The following is an 11,579-nucleotide window of genomic DNA, read 5'->3' on the forward strand; positions in this document are numbered from 1 at the left end:
CATGTACGTCCGCTGAGGCCGCGTCCAGATCATTGCGCTTCAGCGCATGCAAGCTCGGACGCCCCGACGGCTCTCGGCTGTCATCCGGCGCATCACCTCAGCCGACCTGCCGTAAGGTTGCATCACTTCAAGAGCGTCGGCGGCCTGGCGGGCCGGCATCGCCTCCGCCACGACCGCCGCAAGGTCAAGCGAGATCCGCGACAGGACCCGCGATGCTTTCCGGATCGGCATCCGACCAACAGCGGTGCCGAGAAGATCCACCGGCAGGCTGCCCAACACATCACAGACGAGGGTGATGGGCAGATGGGTCACAGTCTCGATCACCATTTCGTCGGACATGGCGTCGAGGGCCCGCGAGACTGTCGCGGCCGGAAGGTCTGCCAGCACCCCAGCGGCGGTCTCGCCCGACAACACCGCGGTCGCCTGAATCAGCGAACTCTTTGGCAGCCGGGTCACCATCTCCACAGCGCGTGCCACCGGTGATAGCGGTGCCACCTCGATAACTTGCGCCTCGCTCAGGAGCGACATCACTCGCTGAATCGGCAACGGCGCCAGGAGTTCAGCGCAGCGCCGACCCGGCAGAGCGGCCAGCAACGAACGCACCGTGGAGTCCGGCAGCACGGAAAAGATGGCGACTGCGCGATCAGGGCGAAGTCGGCCGAGGACAGCGACGAGCATGCTGTTCGGCACAATTGCCGTCAGGCCAACGAGTGCACCGACGTCGCCCACGGACTCCAGGATCTGGGCTGCGTGGTGTGCCGGAAGCGCAGTCAGCATTGCGGCTGCGGTCTCACCGGGCACGGCCAGCAACAGATCTGCGGCCCGTGACACGGGCAGAATCGCCAACACGGCAGAGGAGTTAGCCGCCGGTAAGGCGGTGAACTGAGCCGCCGCCAGCCGCAACGGCATCGCCGTGACCAGCATCGCCAGGTGGGACTGGGGGATCTCGGCGAGCATGCCGCCGACGTGCGTGGCGGGGATGCAGGCGAGCACAGACGCTCCGTGGTCGACGGACAATTTGGAAAGCCGCCTAGCGGAGAGCCGCTCGTCCATCGACACCAGCAGACGGGCGGCCCGGGCGGCGGGCAGCAACTCAAGGCGACGCACTGCCGCCGACTCATCCATCTCGGCGACGATCGCTGCCGCCTCGGCGTCGTCCATGGCCAAGAGCGCCTCTGCTGCCGCCTGCGCCGGCATTCCCATCAGCGCCTGCGCCTCGGTCCGATCCTTGCCGAAGGTGACGTAGGCATCACGGAAAGCTTGCACCACCTGGGCAGAGCCGCTGGCTTCGACGCTCATATGGACAGGGCCGCCAGACCTGAGACCGACGTCGTCCGCTAGTGGCTGGCCGGGTACCGCCGGCGACCCGCCGTCAAGCCCTGGGCGGGGCAGCAGCAGCCCATCCCCAACTTGATTTGCCTGCTCTTCGCTCGTCACTGAGGTCTCCATTAGCTGGAAGATTCAGATTCAACGCCGCCATCGAAGCCATTCTCGGAGACACAATGCCGCCTCCGTGGCCGGCTTCTCTTGAGGTCGACTGAGGTTCGGCCTTCACAGAAGGTCGATCCATCATTTTGCCTGCTTGCCCACACGTGTGAGTCGCTCATGTCTGTCGGTGACGCGACACTTGGCCCCGCAGGGCAGTCGGTGATGGCGAAACTGCCCAGATGGAGCGATGGGAGTACGGCAAGCTGCTCACGGTTTATCCGCAGTTTTTCGGCGGGGAGAGGATAGATCCTGTCTGCGTTTTCCAAACCCGTTTGGGAGACCGCGTCATGCAGGGTTCTGGACTTGCCACGTTCGACGAGCTCGGCTCAGAAGGGTGGATCCTCGACCCGCCCGGACCTCTCATGGCAAATCCGCCAGGCTGGCTGACGGAAATGGCGTATACCGCAGCGGATCGAGTGCGCAGCGCCCAGTGGACCGTCCAACACTCGCGTCGGCGGGTCGGCTAGTGAGACACGGACGGGGCGCGTCAGGACTTGGGGGTCAACTTCGTCACTCCGAGAAATCCTGCCCGAGCGCAAGAGCCATTTCGTCGGGCATGGAGTGAACGGAAGCTCAGCTACGCTCCGACTGGGCGGCCAGCTCGCGGGCGCGGTCCCGGGCCGCCTCCAGCGCGGCGAGCAGCGCCGCGCGGACCCCGTGCTTCTCCAGCTCACGGATCGCCGAGATGGTGGTGCCGGCGGGCGAGGTGACCGCCTCACGCAGCTTGACCGGGTGCTCGCCGGAGTCGCGCAGCATCACGGCGGACCCGATGGCGGTCTGCACGATCAGCTCGTGCGCCACCTGGCGCGGCAGACCGAGCAGGATCCCGGCGTCGATCATGGCTTCCACCAGCAGGTAGAAGTAGGCCGGTCCGGAGCCGGAGAGCGCGGTGACCGCGTCCTGCTGCGACTCGGGCACCCGGATGGTCTGACCCAGAGGCTTGAACATCTCCTCGGCGAGGCTCAGATGCGCCCCGGTGGCGTACGCGCCGGCGGAGATGGCCGTCATCGCCTGGTCGACCAGCGCCGGCGTGTTGGTCATGACCCGGACCACGGGGGTGCCGTCGGGCAGCCGACGGTTGAAGAAGCTGGTGGGCAGCCCGGCGCAGAGCGAGATGACCAGCTTGTCGGCGGGCACCTTCGGGCCGATCTCGTCCAGCAGCGCTGCGGCGTCCTGGGGCTTGACCGAGACGGCGAGCACGTCGGCCTCTTCCACCGCGGTGAGGTTGTCCACCACCCGGACGCCGTAGCGGTCGGACAGCTCCTGCGCGCGGTCCGGTCGGCGCGCCGTGGCGAGCAGCCGCTCCACCGGCCATCCGGAGCGCAGCAGCCCGGAGAGCATCAGCTCGCCGATCTTGCCCGCGCCGATCACCGCAACCGTGTGCCCGCTCACCACGCCTCCTCGTCGGTCGACTGCTAGGGGTCGACTGTTAGCAAGGGCCCCCTGCTATACGCCACGCGTTAAGAGGGGGCCCTTCCTTACACCTCAGCTGCCGAAGAAGACCTCGGCCTCCTGGTACCGCTCCAGCGGCACGGTCTTCAGCTCGCGGGTGGCCTCGGCGAGGGGCACCCGGACGATGTCGGTGCTCTGCATCGCGACCATCTTGCCCCAGTCGCCGTCGTTGGCGGCGTCGATGGCCTGCAGGCCGAGGCGGGTGGCGAGGACCCGGTCGAAGGCGGTCGGGGTGCCACCGCGCTGGATGTGACCCAGCACCACGGTGCGGGCCTCCTTGCCGGTCTTGGCCTCCAGCTGCTCGGCGAGCCACTGGCCGATGCCGCCGAGGCGGACGTGGCCGAACGAGTCGAGCTCCTGGTTGGCGAGCACCATCTGGCCGTCGAGCGGCTGGGCGCCCTCGGCGACCACGACGATCGGGGCGTACTGGTGCTGGAAGCGCTTCTCGACGTAGCCGGCCACCTGGTCGACGTCGAACTGCCGCTCGGGCAGCAGGATCACGTTGGCGCCACCGGCCAGGCCGGCGTGCAGGGCGATCCAGCCGGCGTGCCGGCCCATGACCTCGACGACCAGGGTGCGGTGGTGGCTCTCCGCGGTGGTGTGCAGGCGGTCGATGGCCTCCATCGCGATGTTGACCGCGGTGTCGAAGCCGAAGGTGTAGTCGGTGGCGCCGAGGTCGTTGTCGATCGTCTTCGGCACGCCGATGACGTTCACGCCCAGCTCGTGCAGCTTGGTGGCCACGCCGAGGGTGTCCTCGCCGCCGATCGCGATCAGCGCGTCCACGCCCTGCTCGGCGAGGTTGTCCTTGATCCGCTCGACGCCGTTCTCGATCTTGAACGGGTTGGTCCGGGACGAGCCGAGGATGGTGCCGCCTCGGGGCAGGATGCCGCGCACGTCGGCGATGCCCAGCGGGCGGGACAGACCCTCCAGCGGGCCCTTCCAGCCGTCCCGGAAGCCCACGAACTCGTGACTGTAAGTGGCGACGCCCTTGCGGACCACCGCCCGGATGACCGCGTTGAGACCCGGGCAGTCGCCGCCGCCGGTGAGCACGCCGATACGCATGATCCGCTCATCCTCCTGGAGCATCAGGTAAAGCCCGATATGCCCCAGGGTATGTGTCAGGTCAGACCATCGGCGCCGTTGCCGGCCCGGGGCGGGCCGTCACTGCGCACTGTAGTCGGCCTGCGCGCGCGACGACAGCGCGCCCCGGGGGCGGCGGCTCAGTAGGTCACCTCACGGTTCTCGCCGGGTGACGGCGGACGGCCGGTGACGGCGGCCTTGGCGAAGCCGAGGAGGTTGACCACGGTGCTGCTCGGCGAGTCCCAGTACTCGGCGGAGCTGGCGTGCACCTTGATCAGGGTCAGGCCGGGAGTGTCCAGCCCGTCCGGGAACCAGGTCTTGAGCAGCGGGTTCCAGAGCCGCTTCGCGCGCTCGGTGTCGGAACTCTCACTGGCCGTCCCCGAGACCGAGACCCAGGAGTTGTGCCTCTGGTCGGAGAAGGCGACGTTGACCTCCGGATTCACCCGGATCTGGCGCAGTTTGGCCGAGTCGGTGTAGGCGAAGAACCAGAGGTCCCCGTCGAACTCGGCCTCCTGCAGCCCCATCGGCCGGCTCACCTGCCGCCCGTCCAGCGCGATGGTGGTGAGCATGCAGATCCGTGCGGCGCGGATCAGTTCGGTGACCCGCGCCCGGGCGTCGGCGACGCTGGTCGGATCGTTGCTCATGGCAATCTCCCTCGGCTCGGCTGACGAACCGTTGCCCGGGACAGAACCGGTCAAACCTACAGACGTATGACCATCGCTCAGCGCGCCGTCATCGCCCGCCAACGGGCCAGGTTGTGCCGGGCGTCGACCAGGGCGTCGTGCCGGGCCGCGTCCGCGTCCGGCAGGGCCGGCCGGCCCCGGTCGTCCCAGAGCTGCCGCAGATCCTTCGTGAACCGGGGAATCTCCCGGGGCAGCGCCGGCATCGCACCCCAGAGCTGGGCGAGGACCACATGGTCGTACGCCGCGTACCAGGCCCACAGCTCCAACTGCTCGGCCGGCCGGTCCCGGACGGGCTCCATGAGGAAGTCGTACAGGTCGTCGCGGATGCGCTCCCGCGAGCGCCAGGCCCGGTCGGCCGGCGACGGCAGCCGGTCCAGCACGTTACGTCGGACCCAGGGCACGGCTCGGGAGTCGTCGAACTCGGTGGAGACCGCGTAGAACTCGCGGCCGTTCTCGTCGACGACACCGATCGAGACGAGGTCGACGATCCGGCCGTCCTCGATGAACTCGCAGTCGTAGAAGTAGCGGTAGACCATTCCGGACATCCTCACCCACCGCCGTCCGTCGGCGCGCGGCGGGGCCGGGTCCGAGCCCGGCCGGCCCGCCGTGGGCCGGCCGCGACCCGGGCCGCCGACGCCGCTCCGGCGACGCCCCAGGGGGTACGCCGCAGCTCGCGACGGTCACGGAAGTGCTTCGAGGGGTGTACAGCAAGCGACCGGACCGTCATGATCTGATGTGTACCGCTACCGGATGCCGAACCGGTGTCAGTTCACCTCGTCAGGGCCATCAGGTTCACCCGGTGAGCGATTGTGTGGTCCATGACCGGGGAGGGGTTGGGCCGTGGAGATGCGCCTGCCGGAGCCGGGTGACGCGCTCACGGGTGTCGAGATGTTCGCTGGCCTGGAGCCCGAGGTGCGGCAGCGGGTCATCGCGGCCGCCGTTCCGCGCACCTACCGCAAGGGTCAGCTGCTGTTCGTCGAGAACGACCCGGGCGAGTCGCTCATCGTGCTGCGCCGGGGCGCGGTCGCCGTGTTCCGCACCGCGCCGACCGGCGAGCGGGCGGTGCTGTCGGTGATCCGTCCGCCGGACGTGCTGGGCGAGGTCTCCCTGCTGGACGCCTCCACGCGCTCCGCGTCGGCCGAGGCCATCGAGGACTGCGCGGCGCTCGCGCTCTCCCGGGGCGCGTTCATGGAGCTGGTGCACTCCAACCCACGCATCCTGGACGCGGTGATGCGGTCGCTGGGCGGGTTGATCCGCCGACTCACCGAGCAGAACGCCGACCACGTCTTCCTCGACCTGCCGGGTCGGGTCGCCAAGACACTGGTCCGGTTGGCCGGCGAGAGCCAGGCCCCGATGATCACCATCGAGTTGAACCAGAGCCAGTTGGCCGAGATGGCCGGCGGTTCCCGGCAGAGCGTCAACCAGGCCATCGGTTCCTTCGCCAGCCGCGGCTGGCTGCGGACCGAGGGGCGCCGGATCGTCGTCACCGACGTCGCCGCGCTGCGCCGCCGGGCGGGCATGAACGACCGCTGAGCTGCCCCACCGCCCCCGAACGCGGGGTCGTACATCCGCAACGGCCGGGCCGCCCGTGGGCGGCCCGGCCGTTGCGCTGTGTCACCGAAGGGCGGTTCAGACTCCGGGGCTGCCCGGGCCGGCCCACTTGTTCGGGCCCTTGCTGTCGCCGCCCGAGCCGGTGGACTGCTCGCTGACGATCCCCTCGGCCTGCAGCGTGGCGAGCGTGGCGGCGTCGACGTCCACGGACTCGCCCGCCGAGTGACTGACGCCCTTGCCGTCGGTCCAGTCACTCTCCAGCTTTACGTACACCATTGACCTGTCCCCCTCTGGTCGCTGATCGAAGATGTGGCGGACTGAATGTAGTCGCTCAAGCCGTTGGTGGACTGTCCACAAACCAACAGGCCGGTACCCGACAGCCCTTTCGGCAGCGATACTCCTTGCGGGCGGCGGCGCTGGGGGCGTGGCCGGTATCGCCAGTGGAGGGTGTGTCATCGCCGCGCAGTGTGGGCGCTGTGGACGCACGGCCGCCGACGGTGACCGCTTCTGCGGTGGCTGCGGCGCCGAGCTGGGTGCTGTCTGCCCGCACTGCCTTCGTCCGCTCGCCTCGGACGTCGCGTTCTGCACCTCGTGCGGGTCGCCCCGGCCGGGCACCGACCGGACCGCCACGGTCACCCCGCAGGAGGACCGCCGGCGGGTGAGCGTGCTCTTCGTCGACCTCATCGACTTCACCCCGTACGTCGAGCGCGCCGATCCGGAGCAGGTCCGCGGCATGCAGACGGGCTTCTTCTCGGCGGCCCGCCGGGTGGTCGGCCAGTACGGCGGGGTGGTGGAGAAGTACATCGGTGACGCCGTGATGGCGCTCTTCGGCGCGCCGATCGCCACCGAGACCGACGCGCTGCGCTGCGTACGGGCGGGGCTGGAGCTGCAACGGGTGCTCACCCGGTTCGCGCCGACGGGCAGCACCGAGATGCGCTTCCGGGTGGGGGTGGCCACCGGTGAGGCCCTCGTCGACGTGGCCGCCGCCCGCGACGGTGGGCAGGCCATCGTGGCCGGTGACGTGGTGAACACCGCCTCGCGGATGCAGTCGGTCGCGCCGCCCGGCGGGGTGCTGGTCTGCGGCACCACGCACGCCCTGACCAAGGACGCGATCCGCTACGAGGAGCAGCCCCCGGTCACCCTGCGCGGGCGCTCCTCACCCACCGAGGTGTGGCTCGCCCTGTCCCCGCTGCGCCGTCAGCCCACCGACCGGGAGCCGGACACCACGCCCCTGGTGGACCGCGAGCACGAGCTGGGGATGCTGGTCAACGCCCTGCACCGGTCGCTGCGCGACCGGCTGCCCCAGGTGGTGACGATCTTCGGCCGGGCCGGAATCGGCAAGAGCCGGCTGCTGCGCGAGCTGTACCGGCACACCGGCCGGCTGGTGGACGAGCCGCTGACGTGGCGGACGGGACGCTGCCCGCCGTTCGGCGAGAACGTCACGTTCGCCGCGCTCGCCGACATCGTCAAGTCCGAGGCCGGCATCCTGGACACCGACCCGGCCGCCAGCGCGGCCCAGCGGCTGGGCACCGCGGTCGGGGAGCTGATCGGGCCGGGTGAGCGCGACCGGGTCGTCGACGCGCTGCGTCCGCTGGTCGGACTGCCCGGCACGCCGCTGCCGGCGGAGGAGGCGGAGTCGGCGTGGCGGCGGTTCCTGCTGGCGTTGGCGGCCCGCCGCCCCACCGTGCTGGTCTTCGAGGACCTGCACTGGGCCGACGACGCGATGCTGCGCTTCGTGGAACTGCTCGGGGCGGCGGCTCGTGAGGTGCCCCTCCTGCTGCTGTGCACCGCCCGTCCGGAGCTGGTCGACCGGGACCCGAGCTGGGCCGGGACGATCACGGGTTCGGTGACCATCACCCTGCCGCCGCTGCGCGACACCGGCATCGCCGCCCTGTACGCGCACCTCTTCGGCCAGGCGGCGTTCTCCGCCGAGATGCTGACGCCGCTCATCGAGGTGGCCGGCGGCAACCCCCTCTACGCGCACGAGTACGTCCGGATGCTGATCGAGCAGGGCGCGCTGCGCCAGTCGGGGCGGGGCTGGTCGCTGGACAAGCAGCTCGAACTGACCATGCCGGAGAGCGTGCACTCGGTCATCGCCAACCGGGTGGACCTGCTGGACGCCAAGGACCGGGCGGTGCTGCTCGCCGCCTCGGTGGTCGGGGTGCAGTTCTGGCCGGGCGCGGTGGCCGCCGCGCTGGGGCAGCCGGTCGAGTCGGTCGAGCGCGCGTTGCGCCGCCTCGAACAGCGCGACTTCGTGCACGAGCAGGCCGCGTCGACAATGGCCGGGCAGGCCGAGTTCCGGTTCCGGCACGTGCTGGTACGCGACGTCTGCTACCAGCGGCTGCCCCGAACCGAGCGGGTGGCACGGCACGAGCGGGCCGCGGACTGGCTCGACGCGCTGTCGCAGAGCCGCGACACCGACCTGGCCGAGGTCCTCGCCCACCACCGCTGGGCGGCCCACGAGATCGCGCGGTCCCTCGGCATGCAGATGCAGCGGTACGCGGGGCCCGCGCGACAGGCGCTGCACCGGGCGGCCCGCCGGGCGTACGCCCTGCACGGGCTGGAGGCGGCGGCGAGCCACGCCGGCCGGGCGCTCGGCCTGGCCGACGACAGCGACCCGGTGGGCCGGCTGCAACTGGAGCTGCTGAGCACGGAGATCTCGTTCTACCGGGACGGCAACGCGTTCCTCTCCGGCGGCGGGCCGGAGCAGGTGCACGCGCTGGCCGACCGGCTGGCGGCGCACGGTGACGACGCGTGCGCCGCGCGGGCGTGGACGCTGCTCGGCCAGGCGGCGTGGCTGCGCGCCGACCGGGGTGAGGCGTTGGCCTGCCTGGATCGCGCGGTCCAACTGTTCGAACAGCTACCGGACAGCCCGCAGAAGGCCGACGCGTACGCCGAGCTGGGCCGCCTGCACATGCTCAACTACGAGCGCGACCCGGCGGTGTCCGCGGCGGACACCGCGGCGGAGATCGCGGAGCGGCTGGGCCTGACCGAGGCGCGGACCAACGCGCGGATCACCGCGGCCACCGCCCGCTACCAGGCCGGCGACCGGATCGGCCTGGACGAGTTGCACGCCATCGTCGAGTTCAGCCGGGCCGGTCAGCTGCTCGCGCTGCCCCGGGCCACCCAGAACCTGGCCTGGGCCATCCGCGAGGAGGGCGACTGGCTGCGCTCGAACGCCCTGCTCTCGGCCGCTCCGGCGCGTACGGCCAGCGGGCAGACGCTGACCACCAGCTATTCGGCCGAGGCGATGCGGGCCTGGTTCGAGGGTGACTTCGGCCGGCTGCTGGCCGCGGCGGAGGCGTTCGTGGACACGCCGACCGGTAGCTGGGACATGCAGGTGCGGGGGCTGCGGTGCTGCCTGCTCGTGCTGCGCGACGACGAGGACCCGGCCGACCTGGGGCAGGCGCTGGCCACCGCCCGGCGCAGCGGCTTCCACCGGCTGCGCTGGACGATGCTGGGCATGGCCGCGCTGTGTCGGGCGTTGCAGGAGCGCCACGCCGAGGCTGCGGAGCTGATCGACGAGCTGGAACGGTCCTGGTCGGCGGTGCCGGCGCTGGCCAGCGGGGAGTGGATCGCCGCGGCCGCGTACGCCGGCGCCCTGGCCGGCCGGGACGCCGCGGTGCGGGTCCGGGCGATGCTGGACCGGGTCGGACATCGGACGCCGTGGTCGGAGGCGGCGTTGCGGACGGTGACGGCGGCGGTGGCGGCGGCCGACGGCGACCACCGGCGCGCGGCCGAGCTGCACCTGGCCGCCGCCGAGACGTACGGGCGGATCCCGGACGCGAGCGACCGGGTGCTGGCGCTGGCGCTGGCGGCCGCGGAGCTGACCCGGGCGGGTGACCCGGCCGGCGCGCGGGCGCCCCGCGCCGAGGTGCGCACCTTCGCCCTACGCAACGACGCGCCGGGCCTGCTGGCGCTGACCGGCCGGCCGATCAGCCCGACCGGACCGGCGGTCGCCTGCTGAGAGTCAGGCGGCCACCGGCGTCTTGAGCTTCTGCGCGTAGATGTCGACGTACTCGCGGCCGGAGAGCTCCATCACCTCGTACATGATCTCGTCGGTGACCGCGCGCTCGACGAACCGGTCGCCGGCCAGGCCCGCGTAGCGGGAGAAGTCCAGGGGCGCGCCGAAGCGGACCCGCACCTGGCCGATCCGGGGCAGCAACCGGCCGGGCGGCTGGAGCTCGTCGGCGTTGAGCATCGCCACCGGGACCACCACCGCGCCGCTCTCCAGGGCCAGCCGGGCCACCCCGGTCTTTCCCCGATAGAGCCGCCCGTCCGGGGAGCGGGTGCCCTCGGGGTAGATGCCGGCCACTCCCTGGGCGCGCAGCACCCGCAACTGGGTGTCCAGCGCGGCGCGGGCGGCTTGGCCGCCGGAGCGGTCCACCGGGATGGTGCCGGTGCCGACGAAGAACATCTTCGTCAACCAGCCCTTGATCCCCTTGCCGGTGAAGTACTCGGCCTTGGCCACGAAGGTGACCCTCCGCGAGACGATCAACGGGATGAAGATCGAGTCGAAGAAGGAGAGGTGATTGCTGGCCAGGATCACCGGGCCGGTCGCCGGCACGTGGCGCAGCCCCTCCACCCGCGGGCGGAAGATCAACTTGAGCAGCGGACCGAGGATCACGTGCTTCAACAGCCAGTAGAGCACCGGCGTCCTTTCCGAGGGGGGCGCGACAGCGCTGGCCGTCATCCCCGTGGAGCCTACGAAGCGAGCGCTCTCACCACAACGGACGGACGCTCACCACCACGACGCGGCGGACGCGCTCCCCCACGACGGTCTCCAAGGCCGGATCCATGTCGACCTCTACTCGCCGCGCTCCGTCTTCCACTGCAGGAACTCCTGGTACAGCTGCTCCTCCCGACGTCGCGTGCGCCGGTGCAGCACCCGCGAGACGACGAGGAGCACGACACCGCTGCCCAGCATCAGATAGCCGAGGGCCCGGTCGCCGGTGACCTTCGGGGCGGTGCTGAACAGCAACCCCAGCAGGGCCGAACCCAGGCCCAGGTAGAGCGCGATCCCGGGCGGCGTCTGCCGGTAGTCAAGGTGATGACGCTGCGCGAAGGTCTGAAGGTGCGGCGGGATGTTCAGCTCCTCGTGGTCGTCAGTAGCCACGTGCGCCTCTCGTTCCCGGTCGGTGGCAGGTCGCAGGGCGGTGTTCGGGACCGCGGGTCGCCCTGGCGTCAACGATCACCGAGATCGCACGTCTCGCGCAAGAACGGACAAAGAACCCCCGCCGCGACCTGCGACGGCAGCCCCGACTTTCCAAGACGCGACACAACGCACTCCCGGAACCGGCCCCTGACGTGTCACGATTCAGAGCA

At 70.8% G+C, this 11,579-nt stretch carries 10 protein-coding genes; 2 read left to right on the forward strand and 8 right to left on the reverse strand.

Features of this window, described 5'->3' with window-relative positions:
- Positions 1-39 precede the first annotated feature (39 nt).
- The 5 genes from ACIBTX_RS21745 to ACIBTX_RS21765 form a co-directional block, all read right to left on the reverse strand.
- Positions 40-1,299, reverse strand: a complete 1,260-nt coding sequence (locus tag ACIBTX_RS21745; RefSeq protein ID WP_396832905.1) for a magnesium transporter MgtE N-terminal domain-containing protein — start codon at positions 1,297-1,299, stop codon at positions 40-42.
- 762 nt (positions 1,300-2,061) lie between these two features.
- A complete protein-coding gene (gene proC, locus ACIBTX_RS21750; RefSeq protein ID WP_357126817.1) occupies positions 2,062-2,880 on the reverse strand; it encodes a pyrroline-5-carboxylate reductase in 819 nt (272 codons plus the stop codon).
- Positions 2,881-2,973: 93 nt separating this feature from the next.
- Complete coding sequence (locus ACIBTX_RS21755; RefSeq protein WP_357127318.1) at positions 2,974-4,002, reverse strand: 6-phosphofructokinase; 1,029 nt, start codon at positions 4,000-4,002, stop codon at positions 2,974-2,976.
- A 158-nt stretch (positions 4,003-4,160) separates the two neighbouring features.
- The gene (locus ACIBTX_RS21760) at positions 4,161-4,664 is read right to left on the reverse strand and encodes a pyridoxamine 5'-phosphate oxidase family protein (protein ID WP_357126814.1); all 504 of its coding nucleotides are present in this window, start codon (positions 4,662-4,664) and stop codon (positions 4,161-4,163) included.
- A gap of 77 nt (positions 4,665-4,741) precedes the next feature.
- Positions 4,742-5,239 (reverse strand): polyadenylate-specific 3'-exoribonuclease AS, encoded by a 498-nt coding sequence (locus tag ACIBTX_RS21765; RefSeq protein ID WP_357127315.1) that lies wholly within the window; start codon positions 5,237-5,239, stop codon positions 4,742-4,744.
- Between the two features lie 304 nt (positions 5,240-5,543).
- On the opposite strand from ACIBTX_RS21765, the gene ACIBTX_RS21770 reads away from it, so the two are divergent.
- Positions 5,544-6,236: a Crp/Fnr family transcriptional regulator gene (locus tag ACIBTX_RS21770; protein WP_007463121.1), complete on the forward strand. Its 693-nt coding sequence runs from the start codon at positions 5,544-5,546 to the stop codon at positions 6,234-6,236.
- Between the two features lie 96 nt (positions 6,237-6,332).
- Here the strand turns inward: ACIBTX_RS21770 and ACIBTX_RS21775 are convergent, their stop codons facing one another.
- A complete protein-coding gene (locus ACIBTX_RS21775; protein WP_357126810.1) occupies positions 6,333-6,530 on the reverse strand; it encodes a hypothetical protein in 198 nt (65 codons plus the stop codon).
- A gap of 148 nt (positions 6,531-6,678) precedes the next feature.
- On the opposite strand from ACIBTX_RS21775, the gene ACIBTX_RS21780 reads away from it, so the two are divergent.
- The gene (locus tag ACIBTX_RS21780; RefSeq protein WP_357126807.1) at positions 6,679-10,221 is read left to right on the forward strand and encodes an adenylate/guanylate cyclase domain-containing protein; all 3,543 of its coding nucleotides are present in this window, start codon (positions 6,679-6,681) and stop codon (positions 10,219-10,221) included.
- 3 nt (positions 10,222-10,224) lie between these two features.
- Here ACIBTX_RS21780 and ACIBTX_RS21785 read toward each other — a convergent pair whose 3' ends face one another.
- On the reverse strand, positions 10,225-10,905 hold the full coding sequence (locus ACIBTX_RS21785) for a lysophospholipid acyltransferase family protein (RefSeq protein ID WP_357127312.1): 681 nt from the start codon (positions 10,903-10,905) through the stop codon (positions 10,225-10,227).
- A 156-nt stretch (positions 10,906-11,061) separates the two neighbouring features.
- Positions 11,062-11,370 carry a hypothetical protein gene (locus ACIBTX_RS21790; RefSeq protein ID WP_357126804.1) on the reverse strand — a complete coding sequence of 103 codons (309 nt, stop codon included), beginning with the start codon at positions 11,368-11,370 and terminating at the stop codon, positions 11,062-11,064.
- Positions 11,371-11,579 lie beyond the last annotated feature (209 nt).

Origin of the sequence: Micromonospora sp. NPDC049359 (genome assembly GCF_044466585.1) — a bacterium.
GTDB lineage: Bacteria > Actinomycetota > Actinomycetes > Mycobacteriales > Micromonosporaceae > Micromonospora.

Excerpts from the sequence above, each read along its gene's own strand:
- ACIBTX_RS21745 (WP_396832905.1), bottom strand. The coding sequence starts at position 1,299 with ATGAGCGTCGAAGCCAGCGGCTCTGCCCAGGTGGTGCAAGCTTTCCGT.
- ACIBTX_RS21755 (WP_357127318.1), bottom strand. The coding sequence starts at position 4,002 with ATGCGTATCGGCGTGCTCACCGGCGGCGGCGACTGCCCGGGTCTCAAC.
- ACIBTX_RS21760 (WP_357126814.1), bottom strand. The coding sequence starts at position 4,664 with ATGAGCAACGATCCGACCAGCGTCGCCGACGCCCGGGCGCGGGTCACC.
- ACIBTX_RS21765 (WP_357127315.1), bottom strand. The coding sequence starts at position 5,239 with ATGGTCTACCGCTACTTCTACGACTGCGAGTTCATCGAGGACGGCCGG.
- ACIBTX_RS21775 (WP_357126810.1), bottom strand. The coding sequence starts at position 6,530 with ATGGTGTACGTAAAGCTGGAGAGTGACTGGACCGACGGCAAGGGCGTC.